The following is a 25,910-nucleotide window of genomic DNA, read 5'->3' on the forward strand; positions in this document are numbered from 1 at the left end:
CTATGCGGCTTGATGCTGTCGACCCACAGCATCAAGCCCACTGCCTGACACGAGTGTTTTGATGCCCGGTTGCCGCCTGCGCCTGATCACGCGAAGCAGTGGGTTTTCAATTGCGAGATGCACGACGATGCCCGCGCCGCCGGCTATGGCGACATAACACAGCATCATCATCGTCGATGCTTCGGGCGTCGGCAGCTGAAGCCATCGCTCATTACCTGTTTTCATAACGTCGAAAACGATCGGATGCGTGAGATAGATGGCGTAGGACGCATTGCCGATCAGAATAAGCGGCTGCCAGGTTATGGCACCGCCGGCATATTCGACAAACAGCGCACTGGCGACAATCACGACCGGCGCGGCTGCGGCGAGCGCCATATAGACCGACGGCGTGACGCTGTTTGCCCATAGCGGTCCCACGAATTGGGACCCATAGCAGAGTGTGACGAGTGCGGCGCCGATCCAGACAATGGAGCGTTGTGGTGCAGCGGGAGCAAAAACCTGCAACGCATAGAAGATCGCGATCCCGGCGATGAAGAACTTCGTATAGTCGAAGGACAGATAGTGGCAGGCAGCCGCCGTGCAGACGGCGGCCGCGGCATAGTTCAACGCCACCAGGCATCCGACAACGATCAGCGGCGCCAGACGGCGGCTGATCACAAGCGCGGCTGCGAAGATCAGATAAAAATACACCTCGTAGTTCAGCGACCAACCGACATTCAGGATCGGATATTTGTCACCGATCGGCGCGAACATCAGGCTGCGGCCGACATAGGCCCAGAGCGGCTCGGACGAACGGCCATCCAACGGCTTTGCCCATGTCTCTGCCTCAAGCAGCGCAGATCCGAACATCACGACAAGAAGCACGGCTGTGCACAGCCAATAGAGCGGTGCGATCCGCTCCAGGCGCTTGGCGAGAAAATCGTCATCACCCTTCCGGGTGATGAAACACATGATGAAGCCGGAGATGACGAAGAAGGTGGAGACCCCGAAGAATTCGGTGTGCCAATCGCCCGCGAACTTGTAGCCGGTGTGGAAGAACACCACGCCAAGGGCAGCTATGCCGCGCAACACCTGCAGATTTGACAGCATGGGCCTCCCTCAACCGCCCGTCGCGGTCGGGGGCAAACCTCTGGCAGAGACGAGAGTTCCGCCGATCCGGAACTCTTGCGGGACAAAGAAGGCCGCGAGGTGACGCCAGCGGTCAGAAGCCGTAAAGCCGTGCGGGATTGTCGACGAGGATTGTCTTGCGAAGTGCCGCGTCGGGCGCCCACACCGCGAGCTGGTTCAGCAGGCGGCCGTCGTCAATCTGAAAGAGCGGCGTGACCTCGGTAGGCTTCCTGCCAGCCGGCGTCACCGAATCCGGATGCGGCCAGTCGGTGCCCCAGATGATCCGCTCCGGATTGGCGGCGATCAGCGCCTTCGCCAGCGGTGCGACGTCCGGGTAATCTGGCCCTTGTGTCGAAGCGCGATAGGCGCCGGAAATCTTCACATAGGCCTTGCCGGTTTTGACGAGGTCGAGCAGGTCCGCAAAGCCCGGCTGATCCAGCCCGAGCTTGGCTTCCGCGCCGCCGAAATGATCGAACACCAGCGGCATCGGCGCACTGGCAACAACCTCCTTGATCGCGGATACCAATGGCAGATTGGTGAACATCTGGATGTGCCAGCCGCGCGTCTTCATGCGCTCGATCGCGCCGAGAAGACGCTGCTTGCCGATGGCGGGATCGCTCACGCCGCTGGTCGCAAGATTGATCCGCATGCCGCGAATGCCGGCCGCCTTCATGGCGTCGAGCTCGCTCTCCGGTGTCTTGTCATCGATAACAGCAACGCCGCGCGCGTCGCTGCCGCGCGCCTTCATGCCGAACAGGGTCGCCGAATTATCAGTGCCGTAGATGCTGGGCGTGACGATCACCACGCGCTTGACGCCGAGTGCCTTGTGCAGCGCCGCCATTTCCTCCGGCGACGCCAGTTCCGGCGTATAGACGCGGCCTGCAAAAAACGGGAATTTTTCGGGATCGCCATGAATATGGGTGTGACAGTCGCAGGCGTCTGCAGGCACCTGGAAATTCACTGGCGTCGCCGGCTGCGCGGCCTTGCCAACCGCAAATCTATTACTGAGCACGACCGCTCCCGCGATTGAAGAGAGCAGAACACCGCGTCTTGTGAACATTGGTTCCTCCCTGATGTCGTGACGCCATTTTGGGCCGGCGTTCACTTGATTGAGGCCAACGTGATCGTTTCGCGATCCATGTCAAGTGTGCTTCCACATGCTGCAGAGCAAAGACGACGGGGATCGCCTTCCTGCTGCACAGCCCCATGTCGAATTGGCTGTGCAGCAGCTCGCTTGCAGTCATGTCACGGTTTGCGGACGGTGACGCGCAGGAACGTCGCCTTCACCGATGTCGTCGAAGGATCGGAGCTTTTATTCTGACTCTCGAAGAGCTTTACAAGCTCTCCCTTCAAGGCGTCGGCGCGACCGTCTTTTTCAGCCGCATCGAAGGCATTCATGGTCGGGCCGTAATATGCCTTGAACTGGTCGACGAACTTTGCCGGCGGTCCGGCAAAGTTGAATTCGTAGGAGTCACGAGCGAATGAGATATTTGGCTTCGAAATGCCGGCCGAGGTGAAGCGCTCGACAACATTGTCCTCGAGCCCCCAGGTCATGGGACTTACGAAGCCTTCCGGCGGAGGGGGCGAATAGGACGAGCTGATCTTAAGGATCTGCGCCACCAGGGTGGGATCGTTCGGGATCCAGTTTCCCATCACAATACGGCCGCCTGGCCGCGTGACGCGAACCATTTCCCTGGCAACATCCGATGGCCTGGGCGCGAACATCGCGCCGAAGATGCTGACAACGAGATCGAAACTGTCGTCCTTGATATCTTTTAGATTCGACGCATCGCCTTCCTGAAAGCGACACGTAAGCCCTTCCGCCATGGCACGCCTGTTGCCGGCGTCCACCAGATTGCGCGCGATATCGACGCCTGTGACGTTTGCCCCGGCTTTTGCTGCGGGAATTGCCGTCGTTCCGTCTCCGCATCCAAGATCGAGCACGTCACTTCCGCGCGTGATCCCGATCGACGCAACGAGCCCCTCGCCGCTGGCGCGCATCGTCTCCGCGATACGGGTGAAATCGCCTTTCTCCCAAAGAGCCTGGTTCGCATTCATGGGACGTCCTCCGATGTTCAACGCGGGAACGGCCGGCGCCTGGGTCGGTTCGCAGAATGGCGCCTAGGTAGCCGCAGTTATGTCACTCGGCTCTTGGTCTAGGTTCAGCATTCGCGATCGGACGACGTCCCGTTGCCAAACACAGCGTGATTGAGCAAATGGGCGAGGTTCCAGGACAATCACGGGCGCAACCTGGTCCCCTCGCCCTCTCGAAATACCCGCCACACCCGCGGCGCGAGCGCTTCTGCGCATCCAGGCACGCTTCGAACGTGTGACCATCGCCTGAAAGAGGGCAGCGCCCCTCCAACCAAGCCATTTTTCGCCGAATCCTGCCCCGGCCAGCCGTTGCCGCCGCCCGGCCAATCGGCTAAATGAACGCTCGAAGCACCCGTAGCTCAGCTGGATAGAGCGTTGCCCTCCGAAGGCAAAGGTCACACGTTCGAATCGTGTCGGGTGCGCCAGATCTTGCCGCGCCGCGCTAGGCGGCCTTTGCGGGGTCAAGCCCAACGGATTGCGCCTCAGAGTTTTGCTTCCGTTAAGCCGTTCGACCATCAGCACGCAGCGTCTCGTCGATGACATAATCGACCATCGCGTCCTGCAGATGATATTTGCGAACATGCTCGCGCAGACCCAATGCCATCTGGCGCAGACGCGGCTTGTTGCTCAGTCCGCGCTCGATCACGGCCGACAGACTGCCCGGCGTTACGTCGTACAGCAGGACATGCTCGTGTTCTCGAACGGGCGCGTGACGCTCGACCGTCGGATAGTTGAGAACTGGCACGGTCAGACATTGCGCCGCCTCGGCGGTTCGATAGCACTCCCAGCTATAGCCCGACGGTGACCACGCCAGCCATGCGCTCGAAAGCCGCCGCAGGAACTCGTCATGCGGTAGCCTCTCATGCGGAATATCGACCTTGAGACCCTTGCTTCTCAACGCCTCGAGTTCTGAAAGACCGACACGGCGCACCCACGAATTTTCCGCGACCTCGCCAACGAAAAACACGTCAGATGTCTTTTCCGGAGGTTCGCTATCGGTATCGATCCTTGTTGCAGGAAGCGAAATGGGGCGGATCTTCGCCAGACGTTCGTTCCAGCGCCGATTGCGCCGTATGCGCCGCGTCGGAAGTGCCGGATGGGCCGAGTGGCAGAGAATGTGCCACCGATCGACGGGAAGCTCGCGTTTAAAAGCCGCGGTAGCCTTGTCGAGCAGAAAAAAGTTATGCGAGCCGACGATGAAGGCGTCGTTCATATCCAGAACGGCGATCGGCACGGGAGGCTTCACGAATCGTAGCCAGGAGACGCCGAACACTCTTGTCATCGCGGATAGCGGGCGAAGCGGTTGCCGGAAGAAAGCGCGTAGCCAGTAGCGCGGATGCCACGCCGGGCGTAGTGGCATATAGACGATGATCAGGTCGTATGCCCCGCGTCGCGCCTCACGCATCGCCTTGATGAATCGCCAGGGCGTGCAGTCGGCAAAGCCTTTTGCCGCTCGTCCGCGAGGGATCGGACGTTCCCCCGTCCAGAGCACATCCGTCTCTTCCGGATAGATATCCTTGCAGTAGTGCCAGGAGCCCAATTCGAGGATTCTCGGTCTGGTCCTATTTGGGCTTTCTGCCGTCGCACTCACCGATGGAATTCCTTAACAGACGAGGCCAGCTCACAGGAGTTGCAATAGAACGGGTATCACCATCACGGATTGATGCGCGACACGACATGAATGCAACAAAAAAGCGCGTCTGACGAGGGCGAAGAAGGCTGCAACATGCCCGTCTGCAAACGTTTTTGGCGAGCTGGCCTCAAGGCGCCTTTTAGCCTCTCCCACAGCCGCCTGCGATCCGACACCCTTCATCCGCTTGCTGCACCGGCTGCAGTTTCTACAACACTCGGCGGGGACCGCTGCTCAACCTGTTGAAGGTCGGCGGGCATTCCAATTTTCACTTTCCGCACCGCGACCGCTGACGCGGCAGGATCAGTCGATGAGCGACCCCCGCGCCACCACCCATATTCCATGTCTTCAACTGGGTGCACCACGCGCTGCAGCCACATCCTCTACAGGACATGATGAAGCATGACATCCTGAGCGTGCGGCGGACTGGATCCATACCTGGTTGGTCATGAAGCTGATCGCATATCAGGGTGGACAAGGCCGAGCGTCGGCACGTCAGATAACCGAACTGTCGGAGCTGAAGGACAGGCGCCACACAAGACAATCAATGTCGAGCGAATGCCAAAGGCAGAGCCCATGCCGCAATGCGGCGGGAGCACCATGCCCGTCCTCTTTCAACTCGATCCACTCCAACGATCTTGGTGACAGAAGGTCGTCAACAAGGGACTCATTTTGAATGGATCGAATTTGACAATTCGCAACGAGACTCAGTCGGCAGTACCTTGTGGTTCGGGCGGATCCTGATCAGGCGCATCACCAAGCGCCTTCCCCCGGGCGAGACTCCGTTCTTCCTGCACCCTGATATTATGCATCAGAGCTGTGAGGCGACGGCCAGTGATGGGCTGACCATCACCCTGGGTAACGCCCTGCGCAGCAAGGCCCGCAGCAATTTCGGTCCACGTTGCGCCGTCTTCACGGTGCATCCGCTCCAGTTCCCGAAGGTTCTTTCGAATAATTTCAGTCGCGCCAGATTTGATCTTGCCGATCGGCGAATCCTGCCGCTCGGCTTTCAACAATTTCACGTAATCGCGAAGGCTTTTGAGATCGATATCCATGGCCACGGCAATAGTGTCGGTTTCTTAAAACGCCACTTCATCAACCGATGAATAGCCCCTATCGATCTATTATCAAGATTTACGGCATTTAACTCAATGCGCGGATTTACCGATTTGATCTGATAGACTTTGGAGTGAGGCAGCTCGACTCATCTATATTTTTACGAATCAATTTCAATATTCTTTGGGTCGACTTTAATTTGATTGTCGCGCATCTCATTGATCGTGCGTGCGCCATTCTCCATTCTTCGATCAAATCGCCACCCCGTGACGGTCGTGAGATGAGCGGCTAGCATCTCGTGACCACACGAAGACCACACCGATAACTACACAACTCCTATGCGCTCTTGTGCACGACATATCGGTGCGGACGGCACCCGATCATCGTTCGAACGATCTGCATCGTCGTGCGATGAAGATCGACCGTCGGTTGATCGTTTGCGCACACATCTATCTCGACGGCTTCGCGCAAGCTTCGCTTGTTACGCCGCTCTTACGATTTGATTGCCACTGCAGACAGTCATGACCAATGCAAAGATCAGCATGACGATGTCCAAGAAACCGTCGGATTCACAGTCGACCGCTGTGGAAAACGGCAGCCTGTTTCGTGAGCAATCACCGAATTCACACTCCACGCCAAAACCTCACATCGCTGCTGCCGCCGCGATCGACGAGCTTCTCGCCAGCGAGGCGCGGGCAAATATGCAACGCGCTCGCATTTCCACCCGCGAAGAGCCGATCAAGGCAAAGGTGCGCTTCACTGTGCCGCCCGCCCGTATTGTCGCAAGACCGTTACAATCGCCGGCATGGAAAGCTCCATTCTTCTCCCTGGCGATGGTCGTCGGCCTGTCAACGCTCGTTTCCGCTGGCGCGATTGCCTATCTGCTCCTGCGGCCGATGACATCTTCAGCCGTATCTGATGCGGATCTTCGCAGCATTCGCGATTCCGTCGCGCAGCTACGACGGCAAGTTGCGGAGATGACCGGCGATGTGGCGAGCAGTCGCGCTGCCGCTGAAGCTGCCCGTACGCAGGCCGCCGAACAGGCAAGCCGCGCACAAGATCGCGCCGACCGCGAACAAACCGCTCTGGCTGCGAAATTTGCACGCATTGCCGATGAGAAAGCACAAGCGGTACAGGTCGCAGCCACGCTGGCGAATACTGCCGATATCACCGGCACGGTGCAGCCTCAGGCGCAACGGCCAGCAAATACGTCACGCGAAGTTATTCCCGGCTGGCACGTGCGTCGCGCCTATGATGGCGTCGCAGTGCTCGAGGGGAAGACCGGCGTGATTGAGGTCGTGCCGGGGCAGGATGTCCCTGCTCTCGGGCGGATCCAGGAAATCAAGAACGAAAACAACCGCTGGCAGGTTCTGACCAGCAGAGGCGTCATCCTTTCAGGTCGCTGAATTGATGCCTCGATCTGACTGATCGATACTAACGGCCACGCACAGGCAGGATGCTCGTGACACGCTGGATGACTACCAAGGACGACGCCGACAAGATCGGCAGCTTCGGATTCGCATCGAGCGATCCGAGCGCCCTATATGGCACGCTCTTGAGAACGGATATCAGTATTGGCCGATGCCGACTGATATCGGACCCACGCAATCGCATGTTGCTGCCCCGCACATGACGAACAGACTCTCGCTCCATATGCCCGCGCACGACAATCAATGCGTTTTGCCGTGTGGTACTGCACTGGTTCAAACCGGTGAAGTCGCGATTGCATCTATGCCGGCACGCTGTGAGATAGTTGGGTGCAAAAAGAGTCCGACTAAATCGTCGCGCTTCATGAATTATCCACTTGTTAGTTTGCTTCAACTGCATGGTTTGCATGCACGACTCTTTGCAAATTTGTGCACCTCGACTACTTGATGATGCGGTATCATCTTGATGACCAGTATGCCGATTCGCGTGTGTGACAACTCGGGCAAGTTCAGCCGATCAAAGCGCCAGATATCGACGATACGGCACGCGATCGGCCACTTCCCCCGTTTTGACATTAGCGCTGGTTCGGTTCTGTCACCGACCGTGCACGACCATGAGATGTCATGTTGTGTTCACATAGCGAGAGGGAGCTCTCTGAAACTACGGATGAATGCAAGTCGGAGAATGTGAGCTGACCGCATCACAGCATTGGGTATCCCGTAAAAAGCGACCGGGCCTCCCATTTGCAAGTCAGCGAATCGCTCAAAGGCCCATCCATCCGCTCAAGTAACTGTTGTGTTGCGTCTTCAAGACAAAAATGGGGCGAGTGCGCCTAATTCGACCCCATAACGATATCAAGGCGAACACGCAGGGGATTAAAATGTTTGTTGTAATCGATGACCGAGAGGGCGTCACACAAGGCTATGCGGCCGGGTTTGATCGCGAAGGGGTTGTATCGATTGGCTTCACTTCTACAGACTTTCGCGATTGGCTGGAATGTGCCGTTGGTAATGATTTAACTGTCATTCGGGCCTTTCTGCTGGGCGATTGTCCGGATCGGACGAGCATCCCATCCAGTATCCGCAACAGGTCACGGGCGCCGATTATTGCGCTCAACAGCCTGAAGCACCTCAAGCAGACCATTGAGTTATTCGAAGCTGGCGTCGATGACGTCGTTCACGCACCGGTCCACGTCCGCGAGATCATGGCACGAACGGCAGTTATTCGCCGCCGCACCATCGATCAGCATGAACCGGCACAAACGAGCGTAATTCGTGTCTTTCTCGATGGCCGCGACCCGGAGGTTGCCGGTCGCACTTTGATTCTGCCACGACGCGAACTACGCATTCTCGAACACCTGGTCGGGCATCAGGGCAAATGGCTGACGAAGACCCAGCTCTTCAACGCCATCTACGGTCTGTTCGATGCCAGCTTCGATGAGAATGTGATCGAAAGCCATGTGAGCAAGCTGCGCAAGAAGCTACGCGATCATCTCGGCTTCGACCCGATCGAATCGAAGCGTTATATGGGTTACCGGCTGGACGATCTGAAGTCTCGTCCCGCTCACGAAGCGCCTATTTCAAAGGCGAACTAAGGCTCACGCCTTACGCGCAAGAGGACGCCGACTACGGCGTTGGCGTCCACCGCCTCCTCGAACTGCTGTGCAAGACACAGAGCTTCTCGCGCAACACGAAGTACCACACATCCACCACGCTAGATCATCGAGTATCACCGTACCACAGCGATGACCACTCGCTGTAGTCTCAGCGGCGAATCTGATCCTTCGACACATAGTTGAAATCCTGCACCAGGACTTCCTGCAGCGCGTCCGTCTGCAGACGCTTGTTGACCTGCGCGCGCACCGTCTGTGCGAATTGTGTGAGGTCGTAACGACCGAGATTCTTGAAATCGAGCTTCTGGTCGCCATAGATCATACGGAATGCTTCATCGACGACGAACGGCTCCGGCGGCACCGGCAGCTGACGCAGGACTTTGGCGTTAGCGGTGAAGACGAGTTGGGTGACGATATAGCCCTGAACGCTGCCGTCAGCGATCATCGGCACATTGATCACCTTGACCTTTTCATAAACCAGACCTTCAGGTTGGTCCTGCTTCGCGGGCAATGCGGCCGCAGTCTCCTTCCAGTAGGAGATCCCGAAACTGGTACCCACAGTGACGAGGCAGGCCCAAATGCCCGTGATCAGCAGCTTCATCATTTGCGCTTGCCTGCGATCGCCAGGGAATAGGTGCCGTCCGATTCAACCTCCTGGATCGAACGCGCGATGATGGCCGAGACCTCACGCACCGCATCGAGATGGATCTGTAACGCCGCTTGATTACGAATCAGGCTGGCGCGCAACAGTGTGAGTTGCGGCGCGACACGCGGATCGTTCTTGATGTCCTGAGTCAGCCGCATCGCGCGAGTCAGCTCGAGCAGACCACGGTTCTTGCGCTGGCTGAAGCCGTCGAAATCCACTACGGCGCGAACCTCAAGCTTCTCCGTCTCTTCGTCGATGGTTGCTTTCAACCGATCAATCGCGGTCAGCGCGCTACTTTGGGTGCCGAGCCATTGGCCAGGCGTATCGTCCCCCTCGCCGAAAATGGGGGCCTCCTGCACAGCCGATTCAGGAAGGTCGGTCTCAGGCAAGGCCAGAGCCTGCGCCTCGACGGGGATGACTGAGGTCTGCTGTTCGATCTGTTCCATGTCGATCTCTACTGTCATGGCCGGATTCGGCCGTTAGCCTTCGGAAGTTGGAGCCGATGTCGGGCGCGATTTGGCCAGTTGCTTGGCGATGCCGACGCCGTTGCCCTTGGCCATTTCATTGCCGATCTGCTCGGCGAGCATCGAACGCCAGACATTGCCGGCGGTACCCTTGCCGAATACGTCCTCCGCATCCTTCGGCAGCATCGTTTCCACGAACATCTGCAGCACGAAGGCTTCGAACTTGCGGTAAACCGGGTTGCTTCCCTCAGCCTTCCGGATGATCGGCGTTGACACTATCTCTCCGCCGCTGACGGGGGCAGACTTCGCGCTCTGGGCGGCCTGCCCTGCGGCAAACTCGTCGGCGACCGCAGATGCGAAGTTCGCATCGCCCGCCGGCGCCATACGCTCGAGCCTCGTTGCCGCGACACGTTGAGCGGCCGGATCCGCCGCCTTCATGACATCCGCAATTAGATCGTTCGATACCGGGGCGACTGTCATGTCACGCCCTGCATAGTTGTGAGAGCTTTCATCGGCCTATCCTCCCTCGATCGAGCGCCGCACGGCCTTGTCGATTTCGTCGTCCAGAACCCGCTTTTCGTCGGCCCGAACCGTGCGTCCGACCGCCGACTTCACCATTTTCAGCGCATGCTTCAGCTTGCGGCCTTCATCGCGTGCATGCACCGCCAGTCTTTCCTTGGCCTTGGCCACGACGCCTTGTTCGATGCTCGCGGCGCGCAAACTCTGGCTCGCCGTCTGCACGGCGAGGTCCGGAAGTTTGCTCTCGTCATTGAAACCTTCGAGAATGACGCGCTGCTTTTCCTCGAGCTGGTTTTCTCGTGCCTGGCATTCCATCAGCTGCCACTCGGCAATCCGATGCAGCCTGGCCTGCACGGCGGCGATACGGCGGATCTTGCGGTCGCGCTTCTGCATGGCTCGTCACCCGGACAGCCAGGACGCGAAGGCGATGCTGAATTGCAGCACCATTTCGCGGCCCGTGAGATAGAGCAGCAGTAGACCGCCAGTGAGTACAAATGGAATCGAGATAAAGTAGACGGGAATGCTTGGCGTCAGTTTATTGGCGAGACCGACCGCGAAATTGACGATGACAGCATAGATAACGAAGGGACTGGCGACCCGGAGCGCCAGCGTAAAGGCCATGGAGAGATGATCTACGAGTTGCGTTAGCCCGCCCTCGGCGCTGATCCCGGTTGCCGGCAACCAGATCTGATAGGACCCGACTAGGCCGCGCAACAATTCCCAATGCTGGTCGGTTACAAAGAAGACCACCGTCGCAGTCAGCGTGATCAGCGGCACCAGCGCCGGCACATGCTCGCCATCGTCGGCGACACCAGGGAGGGTCAGACCGATCCCCGACGCGACGAATGTGGCCATCGTTTCCAGCGCAGCGAAGAACATGCGTGCAGTGAGTCCAATGACCAGGCCCACCATCAGCTCGGACATGATCAGGCGGAGGAGATCCGGCGCCGTCGCCGCTTCCACAGCCGGGCGAACCGTGGACTCCAGCAGGGGCGTGAGCATCAGAGTGACGCTGATAGCGAGGAACAACCGGATCTGCGTCGGGATATTGACGCGGGAATAGCCCGGCGCCACCATCATGCAAGTCCCGATGCGGCAAAAGATCAGGAACGTGGCCAGGATGGAGACCGAGCTGCTTGCGATCAAGATACAGCTCCGAGCGACATCACCTCGGCCCCCCGCGCGATTTCCACATGCGACAGCACCGGCAGCGTGGGGAACATGCGCTCGGTGATCATGCGAACATAAGGACGGACGTCAGGCGGCGCGACCAGCACCGCAGTGTCGCCATTGGCCGCCGCCTTACGGACCGCAACCGACACGTCATCCGCAAATTGCTCGACCAGCCGCGGATCGGCGTCGAATTCCACGATCTCACCCTTGCCGTCGCGCTTGATGCTCTGATGGAAGGCGAGGTCCCAGCGATTACCGAGGCGGAGCACCTTGAGCACGCCGTTGTCGGCGAAATCACCGCAGATCTGCTGCGCAATGCGCATCCGCACATGCTCGGCCACATGCTCGGAACGACGCACATGCGGCGCGATCTCGGCGATGGCTTCCAGAATGAGATGCAGATTGCGGATCGAGATCCGCTCGGCGAGCAGTAGCTTGAACACCGCCTGCAGCCCGGAATAGGAAATCTGCGATGGCACCATATCCTCTATCAGCCGCTTGTATTCGGGATCGAGCCGATCGATCAGTGCCCGGGTGTCCTTATAGGTAAGGAGCTGGGCCAGATTGTTGCGGACGACCTCGCTGAGATGCGTGAGCAGCACCGAGATATTGTCAGCGATCTTGAATCCGTCCTGTTTGACTTCATCAATAAACGTCTCCGGAACCCACATCGCCTTCATGCCGAAAGCGGGTTCGATCGTCTCGTCGCCCGGAACATCGGGCTTCCGATCGCCGTCAAACAACACGAGGGACTCGCCGATACGTAGTTCGTGATGGGCCACGACGGTGCCGTAGATCTTGATACGATATGACTTCGGCCCGATGGAGAGGTCATCGGTCAGCTTGATCTCGGGAATGACGAAGCCATATTGGGCAGCGAAACGCCGCCGAACCTTGGCCACGCGGTGCGCCAGTTCGCCATGGGCATTCAGCATCTGAATCGCAAGCTGGCTACCGACGCAGAGCTCGACATCGGAGGTCTTGAGCAATTCCTTGACGGAATCCCTGTTCTCGATCTGCGCTTTTTCCTGAACCTGCGCGATGCGCGCCTGCTCCACCTTCGCGCGGGCGGCCTGCTGGCGCGGCAGCGTAAAGCTCATGAAGGCCATGGCGCTGCCAAGCAGCGCGAAGGGCAGGAATGGAAGTCCGGGCAGCAGACCGAGCGCGAACATCATCATCGCGGCAACTGACTGGGCGCGCGGATACTTTCCGAGCTGCTTCAGCACCATCTGCTCGGCAGAGCCGCGGGTACCGCCCTTGGAGACGAGCAGACCGGCCGAGAGCGACACAATCAGTGCGGGGATCTGCGAGACCAGGCCGTCACCGACCGAGAGTTTGGTAAAAACATCAGCGGCGCGTGACAGCTCCATGCCATGATGAGTGACGCCGATGATGATGCCGCCAAAGATGTTGATGGCGGTGATAATCAGGCCGGCAATCGCGTCGCCGCGCACGAATTTCGAGGCACCGTCCATGGCGCCGAAGAACGAGCTCTCTTCCTCCAGCTCGTGGCGCCGACGCTGCGCTTCCTTGTCATCGATCAGACCAGCCGACAGGTCGGCGTCGATCGCCATCTGCTTGCCGGGAATGGCGTCAAGCGAAAATCGGGCGCCGACTTCGGCGATACGCGTCGCACCTTTGGTGATCACCACGAAATTCACGGTGACGAGAATCGCAAAGATAATGAGGCCGATGACGAAGTCGCCACCCATCACGAATTTGGCGAAACCGGCGACAACATAGCCGGCGGCGTGCTCTCCCTCACCGCCATGCGACAGGATCACGCGCGTGGTCGCCACGTTCAGCGCCAATCGCAGGATGGTGGCGATCAGCAGCACCGTGGGAAATGCCGAGAAATCCAGCGGCCGCTGAATCCACAGCGACACCATCAGGATCAGCGCGGACAACGCGATCGAGAAGGCCAGGCCGAGGTCGATCAGGATCGTCGGAACCGGCAGCACCAGCATCACCAGAATGGTGACGATGCCGAATGCAAAGGCGACGTCCGTACCGGCCCGCCGTTCGGCCGGCAGGGCTGAAATCGTTACGTCGGCCATGGCAATTCTCGCGCGAATATCATGGCCGCACTGTGCAGCGCCGACCTTGCGTGAAGATGGTGGAGACGATGGCGGCTAGAAACCGCGTTCGATCCGGCCGTAGAGCACTTCGGTGAAGGCGAAGATATGAGCTCCCATGAAGGAGCCGGTGACGGCGACCACGATCAACATCACCACGATCTTGGGGATGAAGGTCAACGTCATTTCCTGCACCTGGGTCAGCGCCTGCAGGAGGGCAATGACGATGCCCACGAACATCGCGGCGCCAACCGCCGGGCCGGCAGCAACGATGATGGTCCAGATCGCCTGCTGGGCGATATCGAGGGCGTCGCGCTCGTTCATGGTTCAGCTAATGGTAATGCCGGGCCCGAGCTGGACCTTCGTGCCGTTTTCGAGCGTCGCGACCGCACCGCCCTGGATGATATAGACTTCTTTGATCTTGCCGGTCGTGCTCGTTCCGCTTTCATCCGTGAATGAAGCGGTGCGGCCGATCAGGCCTTCTGCTTGGGTAATCGCGCTGGTCGAAAGCAGCGTGTCGAGCTTTGCATTGGTCTGAACCGCTTGCTCGACCGACGACAGCTGTGCAAGCTGGCTCATATATTCGGTTGAATCGGTCGGATTGGTGGGATCCTGGTTGCGCATCTGCGCGATCAGAAGCTGCAGGAAGCCATTGTAGTCGATCATGTTGGTCGACGACGTCGTCGACGTCGTGTTTGTTGTGGATTTCGCGGTATCTACGCCGTTGACGATCATCTCGCTCTCCCTTGGTTAGGCTACGACCGGCAGCAGCATGTCGGCGCCGCTCAGGATCGCCTGTTCGACTTCGAACAGAGCCCGTATCTTCCGCAACGCCTCGTAATAGCGCTTCGCCTCGACGAGCTCCTCGATCGCATCGAGGCCCTGCAACAATTCCTTGTTGTCGGCCGCCGCGTAAATCGCGCAGCGCTGATGTCCAAAGACCGCACGCGCCTGTTCGATATCGCTCGGGCTCATCAACATCAGTTGCACGACGAAATAGAGCTGCCGAAGCGGCGTTGTCGCATCGGCGACCTGCATGACCTGGCTTTCCAGCAGGAAAGTCACGTCGTTGATCAGTTCCAGTGTCACCTTGCGGTCGACCCGCAAAACTGCGCCGTTAATATAGATTTTCTCGCCCGATCGCAGCGATATGCACATTGGCTTCTTCATGCCAGCGAATCCCGGATGACGATATTGATCGCAACGAGATCGCTCACGTCCGACAACTGCCCTTCCCGGAGGCGCTCGGCTTCCTTGATGACCCAGAGACCAATCGAAATCAGTTGCGCTCGCAACTGCTCCGGCAGGCCGTTTCGTGGATTCGACAGATCTTGTATGAAGAAGGTCCAGAGATTACGAATATAGAGTAAGGCATCTGTTTCTTCGGATGAAGCAAGCGCTCCGCTCTGGATTTTCTGAAGTAGTTTAATTCCATGATTGAGCGCTTGTTGTTCTCTGGATCGCGCCTCGCGGCCGCTATCCTCGATTTCCGCGTCGTAACCTGCCAGTGTCATTTCAATCGATAACCTGTTGCTTCATAGATCAGCCCACCTATCAGAGATAATTAAGGATGCTGAGGTTCTGAATTTGCGCGGTCAGCGCATGCGACATCTCCAACTGATTTTTCAGGGAGTTGACCCGGACGGATGCCTCTTCCGGATCGACCACTTCCATCGCGTTGATCTGCTTGTTGACGATGTCGGTCTGCACCTTGAGACGACTGGTTGCATTTGTCGTCTGTTCCTGCGCGGTGCCGAGGCGTGCACCGACACTCGCGAGGTCGGACACCGAACCGCCGACCAGCAGCAGCGCCTTGTCTGTAACGGCCTGGAACGCGCTCTGATTCAGAGTTTCCAGACCAAGCCCGCTGAGCATCGTGTAGGCCATCGCCAGGTTCCGGAATGCCTTGTCATTGGCGCTGGCGGAGGAATCGACGGTTTGTGTCGTAGAGATGCGACTGCGCATGACCTGATCGGATGCCGACGACCAGTTCGTTCCCCAGGCCGGATCGTCGAACTCGGTCGCAAACGCATTGTCGAGGAAGTTATTCATGGCGGCGGGGGTGATATTTACGGCAGCCACGTCACCGGGCGGAAAACCAAAAGCGGCAGTAAAAGCCGCATCGATCGCCGTCTTGCTGGCCGAACCGGTCTGATAAGGCGTCATCGGCTGTTGCGCCGTGTTGATGCCGGCGAACAGATACTGTCCGTCCATCGAAACATTGAGCGTCGTGAGAAGCGACTGGAGGTTCGACGCTGCCGGCTGGGCGATGATGACGCCGCCATTTGCCGAATTGCGCGCCGCCAGCAAATCCTTCTGGAAGGACTGTGCCGTCTCGATCAATTGCGAAACACGCTCCTGCGTGACGTCCAGGCGGGCACTCACGAGTGCATTGGTATCGACGATTTTCTCCATATCGAGAAGCTCCGCACGCAGGGTCACGTCGCGACCCGTGAGTGCACCAAGACTCCCCCCGATGTCAGCGAGCCTTCCTGTCGTCGCCTCCTTGGTGGCCTTTGAGATCGCCACCTGGCTTTTCGACGCGGAGATGCGCAGGGTGGTCGAGATCGAGTTCGATGAAATGAAATTTGTAGCCATATCGATTACCCCACCGCCATCAGAAGTTCTTTCAGCATGTCGTCGATCGTTGAGATCAGTTTCGACGATGCCGAGAAAGTGCGTTCGACCTGCAACATGAAGGTCATCTCATCATCCATGTTGACGCCATTGACGTTCGACAACGCATCGGCGCTGCGCTCCAGGAGCGTCTGGCTATAGGTGGCGTCGTCGCCGACGCTCTTGCGTTGCGATTCCAGCCAACTCACCGAGGAGCCGGCAAAGTCGATGAGGCTGCCGCTAGGCTTGCCGAGCGCGGCCGGATCATAGGTTCGGGATGCCGCCATGCCATCGACGAGGCCCTGAATGCGGGCGAAGAAACCCGCCTCACCGCCGGCATTGTAGACATAATTGACGCCATTGATCCCACCATCGCGGATCAGGCTCGGATTGCCGCCAAGGGCCTGATCGACCAGGGCCGTCACCTTGATCGTCCCGGCGAGCCCGGTATTGATCACGCCCGTGGTCGGCATTCCGGGTCCACCGGCATAGGTGAAGAGGCCGGTTTGGTCTGGTCCAGCGGCAGCACTCTGATCCTTCTCGGCAAAAATCTCGATCACGGCGCGCGCAACTTCGTCGAGCTGATTCTGATAGGTCACCATCTTGTCGTCGCGAAGCGTCGCGAGACCAGCGAGCTTGCCGGAGCCGATCGGCATGATCGCGTTAGCGCCGGTAACGGGAACGCCATCGATGACCACAGCGTTACCCGTTGTGGCGGCCGTGTAGGAATTTGTCGGAGCGAAGGTTACGGAGCGAGCGGTACGCTCGAACAACGTGACCCCGGAATCCGTATAGACAACCATGTCATTGTTTGCGCGGGTGGCAAACGTGATCCCAACCTCCTGGGACAGCTTCGACAGGATACTATCGCGCGTATCAAGGTAGTCGGTGACGTCGGAGCCGGAGATCGTTCCCTTGATGATCGCCGTATTGACCGTCTCGAATTGCGTCAGAAGCTGATTGATATTCCCGACCGACGTCGCCATTTCGGCGTCAGCATCCGCGCGAACAGTCTGCACGGTGTTGGTCGAATCGTTCAACGATGCGGCAACATTTTTGGCCGCCGTGACGGCGGAATTCGCGAACGTTACGTTATCCGGCGCCGATGCATATTGCTGCAGGGCGCTTTTCAGCTTGGCCAGTTGCGCCGCGGCAGACTGATCGAGCTCGGGGTCGTCGATGGTGACAGCCGCAACCTTCTGCAGACCGTTATAAAGGGCATCCTGCTGTGCGGTGTTCGATACCGCCTTGACGACATTGTTGAACAAGCCGGCGCTGGCGGCCCGTTGAATACCACTGACATAGACACCGCTGCCCGGCTGGGAAACGATCAGAGCATTCTTGCGGGAGTAGCCGTCCTGGTGCAGGCCGGCGACGTTGCGCGAGATGACGGAAGACTGGACGCCCGACGCCATAAGCGACGAGCGGGCCGAATTGAGTGCGACCGTAAGTGACATTGGAGACTCCCGTCAGTGATCCGCGCTGTGTGCTAGCGCTTCAGGTTGACGAGTACGTCGAGCAGGTCAGCGCCGGTCTGGAACACCTTGGAATTCGCGGTGTAGCCACGCTGCGACTCGATCATCGCCGTGAGCTCGTTGGCCAGATCGACGTTGGATGCTTCGAGCGCTTCCGGCTTGATGGTACCGAGACCGCTATTGCCCGCGAAATCGACCTGGATGTTGCCGGAGTTGGTGCTGATCGAATAGACATTCCCGACTTCGGGCGAGAGATTGTCGGGACTCGGTACCGTCGCCAGCGGGATCTTGTAGCTCGCGATTCGCGTGCCGTCGTCGAAGATCGAATACATAGTGCCGTCTGAGCTCACCTCCACACGGTCGAGCGCGCTCGGCGCGTTGCCGTTGGTCGTGGCCTTGAACTGGAACTCGTCCGCGACCTGCGTCATACTCGACATATCGAAAGTGACGGGCGAGCCGCCCGGGATTGTGAAGGCCATCGAGGTCGGGCTCGCGGCAGCGAGGCGGCCCTTGCCGGTGGCGCTGACGTCGAAGGTAAATGTCTGGGTGGTGCCCAGCTGCGACCCGGCTGCATAGGGGAAGCCGCCGCCTGCTGCCGCGCCTGCGCTGTTGTAGATCTGCACATCCCATGTATTGGCGGCTGTCTTGAACATATACATGTCAAGTTTCACCGCATTTCCAATATTATCGTAGGTGATGACCGACGTTTTCGACGTAAAGTTCGGCGGTCCGGCGCTGATCGCAGCATTGGAATCCAGGTTGGCGCTACTGATACCTGCCTGGGTCGTCGGATTTCCCAACAAGGACTGCTGCGCGATGTTTACGACCTCGAGATTGCCGAGGCCGTTGGCAACGACGTTCGGCTGGGCGCCATTCTTGATGTTGTAGCCCATCAGATAGTAGCCACCGGTATTGTAGAGATTGCCCTGGCCATCCGGAACAAAAGAGCCAGCGCGCGTGAGGTAAGGCGTGCCACCCGCATCGCTGACAACGAAAAAGCCATTGCCCTGAATCATCATATCAGTCGCAGAAGTCGTGTAATTCGCCGTACCGGGATCAGAGATCGCGTAACGAACCTGCGTCTCGACGCTGCCGGAATTGTAGTTTCCGGTTCCGCTGCGAAGGATAAGGGAGGAGAATTCCGTCGAAGCGCGCTTGTAGCCCGTGGTATTCACGTTCGCGATATTGTCAGCGACCGTCGCCAGTTTGTTCGACTGCGCGTTCATGCCGGAGCCGCCTGTGCGCATCACCCCATACAGACTCATCGATTATCCTCCGTTTCACGTGTGAAGTATTAGAATTGAAGTTGCTTGTGCGAGGCTGGTGGTTATCCACAGGGTCATCGTGACGCAGTGCGTTCCGCGCAGAAGTCGCGTGCCTTGCTCGTCCATGACCCGAATCCGCTCGCGACAAGACTGCCGATAACACTGCAGATGTAGCGTTTTTGGCCGACGATATTGGTCGGCCCGGCATTGTAACGCGCGACAGCCATCGTCCAGTTTCCCTCGCGCTCACGCAGATATTTCAGAAATCGCGCGGCATAATCGACATTGCGCGCGGGATCGAACATCGCTTCCACGCTGGGAAACTTCTCGCCGTGATAGCGGTGATTGATCTGCATACAGCCGAGATCGACGAGCTTGGCGCCCTTGTTTTTTTCTTCTGTGAAGCGCGCAACGGCATTGCGCAGATCGGTGGCCAGCACCGTCTTGCCGTCGACATTGAGCGCATAGGGATTCAGCACACCCTTGCGCCCGGTCTCGCTGAGACCGACCGCAAAGAGAACGCCGAGTGGCACATTGTGGCGGCGTGCCGCGCGCGCCATCTCCCGTTCGCACGGCCCCCCGGCTCGAGCGTCCGTTACAGCGCTAGATATAAACAGTGCTGCTGCGAACCCGATTGCTATTCTGATCCTGCTGCCGTTCTGACGGCCTTGGCGATTGCTCATGATCCTGCCTGTTATGCCGTGCGCCGCTCTGCGCATCGCCGGACGACCGGCCCGAAGAACCACCGTCCGCCTGCGATCCGCCTGACGACGGCAGCGAAGAACGTTGATCGGACGGCGCTTGTTGTTGCTGTTGCTGCTGACCGTTGTTCAGATTTGCGTCGGGGGTGCGGGTATGATCGATCGCCGCGATGTCGAACGTGTAGCCAGCCGACTGCATGGCGTCGGTGAGCGCACCGCGCTCCTGCCGCAGCATCTGCGTGGTTTCGTAGCGATCCGCAGTGAGATGAATCTCCACGGAATCGCCGGCAAGCCGCATCTTCACCGTGACAGAGCCGAGATTGGGCGGATCGAGTTCGAGCGTCATCATGCGCACCGGCCGGCTATCCGCAGCTTTGTTCGTTTCGAGCCCCGGCGCGTCAGCCACGCGAGCCCCTTCAGATGATGCGACGGTCACCAGATCAGTAGCCATCCGATCGACGATCTTCTGCAGCGTCGTCATCTGTTGCACGGGTTCGAAATGCGTCTCTTGCTCACGGACGACCGCCTTCGCAACCGGAAGCGGCTTGGTATCCGTCGTCTCGACCGCCAACGTAAATCGTTGCGTGGTGGCCGCATCGGCGTCAGGCACGTCGGCTGTTGCGGCGTGAATGAGCTTCGTGGGATCGCGCGGAGCATCATCTGCCTTCACGTCCGATACCGAAATGCGAGACGCCGCCTTGTCATCACTTGGCAAAGGTGAGTGTGCGTGATCGAGTTTGGCCATTACCGCGCTAAGCGCAGGATCCGGTCCGCGCCAGGGTGCAGATTTTGTCGCGCTCTCGTCGCCCTTCGTGGCCTTTGAATCGTCATCATCAGCTTGATCGTCGCTGACGTTTGGCTTTTGCGCGACTTCACCGGTCAATTCCGCAAGAACGGATGCCGCGTCGAGTATCGGCTTTGCGTCGACGATTTTCGCGTTATCGGCTGTCTTGGCAACATGCGGCGTGACTGTTTTGGTCTCCTTTGAGACCAGACGGAGCTGCTCGCGAAAGTGATCGGCCTTCTCCTTGCCGTCCTTGGCATGGGCACCGCCGTTCAATCCGCCTTTCGTCCCAGCCTTTCCGGCCGCTGTCTGGCGAAGCGCTGCCATCAGGAGATCAGCATTGTTCATCGGACCTTCTCCTTTAATTGTTCCTGCGACGCATCGAGCAACTTTTGTGCCCGATCGACGGCAGCGAGAGAGCGGCTGAAATCAATGCGCGGCCGCATGGCCGTCTTCGCTTCGCTGCTTCCGTCGCTCTTGGCTTTTGCCTCCGGCAGCGCCTTTCGAACATTCAGTCCAATGGCAAGCGCCGCGCTTTGCAGTTCGACATCACGTTCGGATAGTTTTGCCTTGTCGATCTGCTCAAGCTCGGCGATTGCCGTACTGTGTGCAGATGTGGCAACGCGTGCCGCGGCCCGGTACAGGCGCGCGCGTACGCGCTCGGCGCTGTCGTCATCGGACAATGCGAATACACGGTCGGCGGCGAGCACTGTCATTTCAGTCTTGCCGCGAACCAATGCCGTTCTTGCAATAAGAAGATAGAGTGCCCGCTGGCTCGCCTGATCAAGATGATCGAGCACAGCGACAAGACGCGGGAAACGATCGGGGCGCTGTACGAAGCTGAAGCGTGCCACAGAGAGCGCAAAGCGCTGGCGGAAATTGCCTGCATAGATAGAATGCCTATATCGGCGAAAGTAGCGCACCGCGAGGGCTTCGAACTTGTCGAAGTCGTCGTCCTGTCCGACGATGAAAATCTCCCGACGCAGTGCCGCTTCCTCGACCAGCGTGCCCGGCATCATCAGCCGCACCTCGTCAAGCAATGTGATCGCGACCTTCAGGTCGTCCTGTGCAACCAGTGCCGATTGCACCAGCGCGATCTCGGCACCGAGTGCCGCAGGCAGGCTGCGTGGCTTGATATTGGCGAGCTTCGACTTCGCTTCGTCCGTGCGCCCTTCGACATAAGCGATGGCGCCATCGACAATAGCCTCGTCAATATTCAGCACGTTGCGGGAGCGGAGGCTCGCAACCACTTGCGGCGACCCGCCACTCAAGAGGAAGGTGACAGCTGCACGCGAATTGCGCGGCTCCTTCCAGACGGTGGCATCGGCTTTCAGGAAGTTCTCACCCAAGCGCTTCAGCAGGGCGGGTTGGGAATTGTGAGCGTCGAGATCGCCGCGCGCGATCTGATCTTGCAGCATCTGCAATGAACGAACCATCTGATACGGCTCGCGCATTTGGTCGTCGGCCGGCTGCGCATGTGCACTGCCAAGACAGGCTAGAAGCGTTGCTGCAATGATCCTGGCGCTGGTCATAGCACGGGAGCACGGATCAGAAGCTCGATCCGCCGGTTCTGCGCGGCAAGCGGGTCGTTCTGAATTTTCGGCCGGCGGTCCGCATAGCCCTCGATGCGCTCGACCCGCCCGGCGTCGAGGCCGCCGCGCACCAGCATGTGATACGCCATATGCGCACGCGCGGTCGAAAGCCGCCAATTGTCATATTCCGACGTGCGATAGACACGGCTATCGGTGTGACCACGCACGATGACCTGGCCGCGGTTCTGCGCAATCATCGGCGTGATCTTGTCGAGCGCACGAACGAGACCGGGCGTGGGCTCGGCCGAGCCGTTGGCAAACATTCCGTAGTTCACGTCGTCCGTCAGATTGATCAGAAGTCCTTCGGGGGTTTCCCTCACTTCGGCCACCGGACGCGCCGGTCCAATGGCGGCCAGCGCCGCCGAAATTGCGGCCTGGAGCTTGGCGGCGTCCATCGGTTGGGCTTTTTCTTGCTGGGCGGGCGCCTTGTCAGGCTGCGCCGGGGATTTGTCAGCCGGCGCTGCAGTCTTGTCTGCCTGCGCCGGTTGCGGACGACCCGCTGCCGGATTGGACTTGTCGCCATCGTCGGCAAACAACCCGGCGGGCTTCGGTGCCTCCTGCTTGTCGGATTTCGCGGGAGTTGAATTCGATCCGGACATCTCTTGCCCCGGGGTACCGGTGGCATCAGGCTTGGCGTCGAGCGGGCGCGGCTCCTGACCCTCGCTCGCCGCGGCAGCAACATCTTCGCCGAATGGTAGGCTACCCGCGTCCTTGCGTCCCGACAGCTTCTTCTCGAGCGACGAGATCGACGCCATCGGCCAGTTGATCGGATCGAACGGATCTCGATAGGCCTCCCCGCCCTTCAGCCCTTCTTTGCGATTTGGGTCGAGCGCCGCACTGGTCTGTCCCGGACGCGGAGGACCGCCGGCAATCTCCGAGAGTACAGCATAAGGATCGCGAAACAACGTCGCCTCGCCATAGCGTGGCTGCGGAGGCTGCGGGCGCGCAAGCGCATCCGTCGGCTGACCTGGCTCCGGGTGCGGCCACTTGCTCTCGCCTTCCACGGCCTTGCCGGGGTCAACCCGCCGGGCATCGTTGATGCCCTTGCGATCCGGCGTCGAGTCCGTCAGCTTGATCGGGTTGAAGTAGGTGGCCACGCTTTCGCGCGTTTCCTGATTGGTGGCATTGATCAGCCACATCACCAGGAAGAATGCCATCATCGCCGTCATGAAGTCGGCGTAAGCGATTTTCCAGACACTGTTCTTCGTCTCGCCGCTCTCGAGCGAACTGCGGCGGCGGATGATCACTATTTCTGGCGGAAGCGGATCGGCCATCTCAGCTCTGGACCGCCATCTTCAGTCGTTCGGTCCAAACCTTGAGCTGAGTCTCAAGCACGATCTGGTCGACGACAATCGACGCTTCTGTTTCGGGGCCGGCACGCAACTCCGATGCAATGGCGCGGACGCCGAGCTTGCTGCGGATCAATTCGAGCAAGTCCGATGGACCGGTAATGCGCAGAACCGGGCGGCGGCTATCGGTTGTGATCGACGACAAATGCTCGATGAACGCAGTGACTGCCTGTTTCTGTACGGCGTTACTGATGAGCGGCTCGAGAAGCCGCGCGGCTACGCCAGCGATTCTTCCCTGCAACTGGTCGCCCATTTCGGCGATATCGCCGGCGAGCTTGGCCGCCGTTTCGTTGAGCAATTGCTGCCGTTCTTCGGCGGCCTGCGCCGCAAGTGCCTGCTTCTCCTGCTCCATGCGCCGCTCGAACTCGGCGAGTGCACTCGCATAGCCTTCGGCGCGACCGCGCTCATAGCCATCATCCTCCTGCACGAGAGGCGGCTTTGGCTGCATCTGCGGCTGCGGTTGAAACGACGGTTGCTGCTTTGCCTTCTGCAGAAGCGGCTGATGCTGCGGCTGCACGCTGGAGTGATGCAGATGGTCGAACGGAACGACGCGACTGCGCGTTCTTGGCGGCTCGGGTCGATCGAAATCGGCGATCAGACGTGCGACTTGCTCTGCGCTCATACCGCTTCCTCTTGTCTGATCCATTGTTTCAGAATCGCTGCCGCCTGCTTCTCATCGAGTTGGATGATCTGTTCCAGCCGTTTCTGCGGCGTATTCTGCATACTGCTCGAGACATCCTGGATAAGATTGGGCGGAGCCTCGCCTCCTGACAGAGCCGCGGCCGCCATCGTGCTGCCGCCACTGAGCAGCGCATTCGTCTCCGCCTGGAACTGCGTTGTCTCGTCCGTCTTCGCGCTGGCCAGGATCGTATTGATCGCGGGGCGCAGACCGAACCAGATCAGCATGCCGGCTACGGCTAGAATGGTGATGGCACTCACGAGACTGCCCGCTTGGCGCATCATCACCTCTGTGAAGGTGATCGACGGCACCGGCGCGAGATCGCGCGCACCTTCCATGAATTCGACCGCCGAAACCTGAATCTGGTCGCCGCGCGGACGATCGATGCCAGCTGCGGTCGCAGCAATCTGCGAGATCTCCGCGACCTTGGCTTCGATCGCAGCATCGCTCACCTTGTCGCCGAGGCTCGCGATGAGACGCGGACGGTTGACCAGAACGGCGAGGAACATCTTATTCACTACGAAACCATCGCTCGTGGTCGTCACCGTCTTCGACGACACTTCGTAATTGGTGATGTCTTCGCGGCGCTGCTTCTCATCATTCTGATTCTTGGCGCCGGTCGCATTGACCTGCTGATCTGGCAGGTTCTGCTGAACGGTTGTCGGTTGCTGCCGATCGAGGCTCTGCGACGTTTCCTTCTCTCGCACAGCGCGCACGGAGCGCTGCACCCGCGAGTCCGGATCGTAGACCGTCTCATTGGTCTGTTTCTTGTCGGTCGACAGCTGGGTCGCAACGCTGACCTCGAAGTTATCGAGCCCCAGATAGGGTGTCAGTGCCCGGCTCACATTCTCCTGGATCGAGCGGCTGACGACCTTCTGCAAATTGGCCATCGTGGTCGGCGTTGCCCCGACGCTGCCGCTGCCGTCATCGTCCGAAAGCAGCGAACCGTCACTGTCGAGCACGGTGACCTTGTCCGCGGTCATTCCCGGCACAGCCGCGGCTACGAGATGACGCACGGAGCGTGCCGTGCGTGCATCCGCCGGACCATCCGTTCGCAATACGACCGAAGCCGATGGCGGCGACTGCTCACGCCGGAATGAGCCACGCGCAGGCATCACGATATGGACGCGGGCTGCCTTGACGCCTTTGAGAACCTGGATCGTCCGCGCAATCTCGCCCTCGAGCGCACGCACGCGCGTGATTTCCTGCATGAACGACGTCAGGCCGAGCGAGCCAATCTTGTCGAACAGCTCATAACCGCCGCCGGTGGTGCTGGGCAGGCCCTTGTCGGCCAGCAACGTACGCGCCTGCGCCGTCTGTCCGGGACGGACATAGACGGTATCGCCCGCGGTATTCAGATCAAAAGCAATATTCGCGTCACGCAGTACCGAGCTGACACGCGTCACGTCCTCGCGGCTGAGGCCCGAATAGAGAACATTGTATTCCGGCCGGCTTATGTAGTATGCGCCGCCGCCAACGCCGCCGAATACAGCGAGGCCAACCACCGCGAGCAGAATGAGACGCTTCGTACCCAGCTCAAGCAGATTGTTCCAGAGCTTCTGCGCGTGCTCGCGATTGACCATAAATACCCCTGCCCACTTCCGAATCGATCATCGATTGTGAAGCTTGTCCGAGGGTTACGGAG

26 protein-coding genes and 1 tRNA gene are annotated in these 25,910 nt (G+C 59.2%); 3 read left to right on the forward strand and 24 right to left on the reverse strand.

The window, feature by feature from the left end; all coding sequences use genetic code 11:
• The 3 genes from HP556_RS26675 to HP556_RS26685 form a co-directional block, all read right to left on the reverse strand.
• The gene (locus tag HP556_RS26675) at positions 1-1,089 is read right to left on the reverse strand and encodes an acyltransferase family protein (protein ID WP_175369199.1); all 1,089 of its coding nucleotides are present in this window, start codon (positions 1,087-1,089) and stop codon (positions 1-3) included.
• A gap of 112 nt (positions 1,090-1,201) precedes the next feature.
• Positions 1,202-2,167, reverse strand: a complete 966-nt coding sequence (locus tag HP556_RS26680) for an amidohydrolase family protein (protein WP_175369200.1) — start codon at positions 2,165-2,167, stop codon at positions 1,202-1,204.
• 185 nt (positions 2,168-2,352) lie between these two features.
• Positions 2,353-3,165, reverse strand: coding sequence for a class I SAM-dependent methyltransferase (locus HP556_RS26685; protein ID WP_175369201.1), 813 nt, complete (start codon positions 3,163-3,165; stop codon positions 2,353-2,355).
• A gap of 384 nt (positions 3,166-3,549) precedes the next feature.
• Here HP556_RS26685 and HP556_RS26690 point away from each other — a divergent pair.
• Positions 3,550-3,626 (forward strand) — tRNA-Arg (locus HP556_RS26690).
• A 74-nt stretch (positions 3,627-3,700) separates the two neighbouring features.
• Here the strand turns inward: HP556_RS26690 and HP556_RS26695 are convergent.
• Both HP556_RS26695 and HP556_RS26700 read right to left on the reverse strand, forming a co-directional pair.
• Complete coding sequence (locus HP556_RS26695; RefSeq protein ID WP_210269344.1) at positions 3,701-4,693, reverse strand: glycosyltransferase family 1 protein; 993 nt, start codon at positions 4,691-4,693, stop codon at positions 3,701-3,703.
• Positions 4,694-5,538: 845 nt separating this feature from the next.
• Positions 5,539-5,892 (reverse strand): hypothetical protein, encoded by a 354-nt coding sequence (locus tag HP556_RS26700; RefSeq protein WP_210269345.1) that lies wholly within the window; start codon positions 5,890-5,892, stop codon positions 5,539-5,541.
• 516 nt (positions 5,893-6,408) lie between these two features.
• Between HP556_RS26700 and HP556_RS26705 the strand changes: the two genes are divergently transcribed.
• Positions 6,409-7,293: a hypothetical protein gene (locus HP556_RS26705; RefSeq protein WP_175369204.1), complete on the forward strand. Its 885-nt coding sequence runs from the start codon at positions 6,409-6,411 to the stop codon at positions 7,291-7,293.
• A 902-nt stretch (positions 7,294-8,195) separates the two neighbouring features.
• The gene (locus HP556_RS26710) at positions 8,196-8,909 is read left to right on the forward strand and encodes a response regulator transcription factor (RefSeq protein ID WP_175369205.1); all 714 of its coding nucleotides are present in this window, start codon (positions 8,196-8,198) and stop codon (positions 8,907-8,909) included.
• Positions 8,910-9,078: 169 nt separating this feature from the next.
• Here the strand turns inward: HP556_RS26710 and HP556_RS26715 are convergent, their stop codons facing one another.
• From HP556_RS26715 to fliF, 19 genes are all read right to left on the reverse strand, one after another.
• A complete protein-coding gene (locus HP556_RS26715; RefSeq protein ID WP_175369206.1) occupies positions 9,079-9,531 on the reverse strand; it encodes a hypothetical protein in 453 nt (150 codons plus the stop codon).
• Positions 9,528-10,019, reverse strand: coding sequence for a hypothetical protein (locus HP556_RS26720; RefSeq protein WP_231078766.1), 492 nt, complete (start codon positions 10,017-10,019; stop codon positions 9,528-9,530). The genes HP556_RS26715 and HP556_RS26720 overlap by 4 nt, the downstream gene beginning before the upstream one ends.
• A 33-nt stretch (positions 10,020-10,052) precedes the next feature.
• Positions 10,053-10,517, reverse strand: a complete 465-nt coding sequence (locus tag HP556_RS26725; protein WP_175369207.1) for a rod-binding protein — start codon at positions 10,515-10,517, stop codon at positions 10,053-10,055.
• A gap of 36 nt (positions 10,518-10,553) precedes the next feature.
• A complete protein-coding gene (locus HP556_RS26730; RefSeq protein ID WP_175369208.1) occupies positions 10,554-10,949 on the reverse strand; it encodes a hypothetical protein in 396 nt (131 codons plus the stop codon).
• Between the two features lie 6 nt (positions 10,950-10,955).
• A complete protein-coding gene (gene fliR, locus HP556_RS26735; RefSeq protein WP_068729859.1) occupies positions 10,956-11,702 on the reverse strand; it encodes a flagellar biosynthesis protein FliR in 747 nt (248 codons plus the stop codon).
• Entirely contained in the window at positions 11,699-13,786 is a 2,088-nt protein-coding gene (gene flhA, locus HP556_RS26740) for a flagellar biosynthesis protein FlhA (RefSeq protein WP_093757658.1), read from the reverse strand. The genes fliR and flhA overlap by 4 nt, the downstream gene beginning before the upstream one ends.
• Before the next feature lie 75 nt (positions 13,787-13,861).
• Positions 13,862-14,128: a flagellar biosynthesis protein FliQ gene (fliQ, locus tag HP556_RS26745; RefSeq protein WP_068729862.1), complete on the reverse strand. Its 267-nt coding sequence runs from the start codon at positions 14,126-14,128 to the stop codon at positions 13,862-13,864.
• A gap of 3 nt (positions 14,129-14,131) precedes the next feature.
• A complete protein-coding gene (gene flgD, locus HP556_RS26750) occupies positions 14,132-14,539 on the reverse strand; it encodes a flagellar hook assembly protein FlgD (RefSeq protein ID WP_089263447.1) in 408 nt (135 codons plus the stop codon).
• A 15-nt stretch (positions 14,540-14,554) separates the two neighbouring features.
• Positions 14,555-14,962, reverse strand: a complete 408-nt coding sequence (flbT, locus tag HP556_RS26755) for a flagellar biosynthesis repressor FlbT (RefSeq protein WP_120288068.1) — start codon at positions 14,960-14,962, stop codon at positions 14,555-14,557.
• Positions 14,963-14,970: 8 nt separating this feature from the next.
• The gene (flaF, locus tag HP556_RS26760) at positions 14,971-15,318 is read right to left on the reverse strand and encodes a flagellar biosynthesis regulator FlaF (RefSeq protein WP_068729866.1); all 348 of its coding nucleotides are present in this window, start codon (positions 15,316-15,318) and stop codon (positions 14,971-14,973) included.
• A gap of 40 nt (positions 15,319-15,358) precedes the next feature.
• The gene (locus HP556_RS26765) at positions 15,359-16,402 is read right to left on the reverse strand and encodes a flagellar hook-associated family protein (RefSeq protein WP_175369209.1); all 1,044 of its coding nucleotides are present in this window, start codon (positions 16,400-16,402) and stop codon (positions 15,359-15,361) included.
• Positions 16,403-16,407: 5 nt separating this feature from the next.
• On the reverse strand, positions 16,408-17,877 hold the full coding sequence (flgK, locus tag HP556_RS26770; RefSeq protein ID WP_175369210.1) for a flagellar hook-associated protein FlgK: 1,470 nt from the start codon (positions 17,875-17,877) through the stop codon (positions 16,408-16,410).
• 32 nt (positions 17,878-17,909) lie between these two features.
• Complete coding sequence (locus HP556_RS26775) at positions 17,910-19,160, reverse strand: flagellar hook protein FlgE (RefSeq protein ID WP_120287537.1); 1,251 nt, start codon at positions 19,158-19,160, stop codon at positions 17,910-17,912.
• Between the two features lie 74 nt (positions 19,161-19,234).
• Positions 19,235-19,720, reverse strand: coding sequence for a transglycosylase SLT domain-containing protein (locus HP556_RS26780; protein ID WP_246297917.1), 486 nt, complete (start codon positions 19,718-19,720; stop codon positions 19,235-19,237).
• A gap of 43 nt (positions 19,721-19,763) precedes the next feature.
• Complete coding sequence (gene fliK, locus HP556_RS26785) at positions 19,764-20,744, reverse strand: flagellar hook-length control protein FliK (RefSeq protein WP_175369212.1); 981 nt, start codon at positions 20,742-20,744, stop codon at positions 19,764-19,766.
• 245 nt (positions 20,745-20,989) lie between these two features.
• The gene (locus HP556_RS26790; RefSeq protein ID WP_175369600.1) at positions 20,990-22,177 is read right to left on the reverse strand and encodes a chemotaxis protein; all 1,188 of its coding nucleotides are present in this window, start codon (positions 22,175-22,177) and stop codon (positions 20,990-20,992) included.
• Positions 22,174-23,511: a MotB family protein gene (locus HP556_RS26795; RefSeq protein WP_175369213.1), complete on the reverse strand. Its 1,338-nt coding sequence runs from the start codon at positions 23,509-23,511 to the stop codon at positions 22,174-22,176. Before HP556_RS26795 ends, HP556_RS26790 begins: the two co-directional genes overlap by 4 nt.
• Position 23,512: 1 nt before the next feature.
• Positions 23,513-24,208: a hypothetical protein gene (locus tag HP556_RS26800; RefSeq protein ID WP_175369214.1), complete on the reverse strand. Its 696-nt coding sequence runs from the start codon at positions 24,206-24,208 to the stop codon at positions 23,513-23,515.
• Positions 24,205-25,848 carry a flagellar basal-body MS-ring/collar protein FliF gene (gene fliF / locus HP556_RS26805; protein WP_120287542.1) on the reverse strand — a complete coding sequence of 548 codons (1,644 nt, stop codon included), beginning with the start codon at positions 25,846-25,848 and terminating at the stop codon, positions 24,205-24,207. Before fliF ends, HP556_RS26800 begins: the two co-directional genes overlap by 4 nt.
• Positions 25,849-25,910: the final 62 nt, after the last annotated feature.

Source organism: Tardiphaga robiniae (genome assembly GCF_013359755.1).
In the GTDB taxonomy this organism is placed as follows: Bacteria; Pseudomonadota; Alphaproteobacteria; order Rhizobiales; family Xanthobacteraceae; genus Tardiphaga; species Tardiphaga robiniae.

Coding starts and splice junctions, on each gene's coding strand:
- fliF (WP_120287542.1), bottom strand. CDS start 25,848: ATGGTCAATCGCGAGCACGCGCAGAAGCTCTGGAACAATCTGCTTGAG.
- HP556_RS26675 (WP_175369199.1), bottom strand. CDS start 1,089: ATGCTGTCAAATCTGCAGGTGTTGCGCGGCATAGCTGCCCTTGGCGTG.
- flgK (WP_175369210.1), bottom strand. CDS start 17,877: ATGTCACTTACGGTCGCACTCAATTCGGCCCGCTCGTCGCTTATGGCG.
- HP556_RS26795 (WP_175369213.1), bottom strand. CDS start 23,511: ATGGCCGATCCGCTTCCGCCAGAAATAGTGATCATCCGCCGCCGCAGT.
- HP556_RS26680 (WP_175369200.1), bottom strand. CDS start 2,167: ATGTTCACAAGACGCGGTGTTCTGCTCTCTTCAATCGCGGGAGCGGTC.
- HP556_RS26685 (WP_175369201.1), bottom strand. CDS start 3,165: ATGAATGCGAACCAGGCTCTTTGGGAGAAAGGCGATTTCACCCGTATC.
- flbT (WP_120288068.1), bottom strand. CDS start 14,962: ATGTGCATATCGCTGCGATCGGGCGAGAAAATCTATATTAACGGCGCA.
- flaF (WP_068729866.1), bottom strand. CDS start 15,318: ATGACACTGGCAGGTTACGACGCGGAAATCGAGGATAGCGGCCGCGAG.
- HP556_RS26710 (WP_175369205.1), top strand. CDS start 8,196: ATGTTTGTTGTAATCGATGACCGAGAGGGCGTCACACAAGGCTATGCG.
- fliQ (WP_068729862.1), bottom strand. CDS start 14,128: ATGAACGAGCGCGACGCCCTCGATATCGCCCAGCAGGCGATCTGGACC.
- HP556_RS26775 (WP_120287537.1), bottom strand. CDS start 19,160: ATGAGTCTGTATGGGGTGATGCGCACAGGCGGCTCCGGCATGAACGCG.
- HP556_RS26800 (WP_175369214.1), bottom strand. CDS start 24,208: ATGAGCGCAGAGCAAGTCGCACGTCTGATCGCCGATTTCGATCGACCC.
- HP556_RS26705 (WP_175369204.1), top strand. CDS start 6,409: ATGACCAATGCAAAGATCAGCATGACGATGTCCAAGAAACCGTCGGAT.
- flhA (WP_093757658.1), bottom strand. CDS start 13,786: ATGGCCGACGTAACGATTTCAGCCCTGCCGGCCGAACGGCGGGCCGGT.
- HP556_RS26730 (WP_175369208.1), bottom strand. CDS start 10,949: ATGCAGAAGCGCGACCGCAAGATCCGCCGTATCGCCGCCGTGCAGGCC.
- HP556_RS26725 (WP_175369207.1), bottom strand. CDS start 10,517: ATGACAGTCGCCCCGGTATCGAACGATCTAATTGCGGATGTCATGAAG.
- HP556_RS26790 (WP_175369600.1), bottom strand. CDS start 22,177: ATGACCAGCGCCAGGATCATTGCAGCAACGCTTCTAGCCTGTCTTGGC.
- HP556_RS26780 (WP_246297917.1), bottom strand. CDS start 19,720: ATGGCGCGCGCGGCACGCCGCCACAATGTGCCACTCGGCGTTCTCTTT.
- HP556_RS26765 (WP_175369209.1), bottom strand. CDS start 16,402: ATGGCTACAAATTTCATTTCATCGAACTCGATCTCGACCACCCTGCGC.
- flgD (WP_089263447.1), bottom strand. CDS start 14,539: ATGATCGTCAACGGCGTAGATACCGCGAAATCCACAACAAACACGACG.
- HP556_RS26715 (WP_175369206.1), bottom strand. CDS start 9,531: ATGATGAAGCTGCTGATCACGGGCATTTGGGCCTGCCTCGTCACTGTG.
- HP556_RS26720 (WP_231078766.1), bottom strand. CDS start 10,019: ATGGAACAGATCGAACAGCAGACCTCAGTCATCCCCGTCGAGGCGCAG.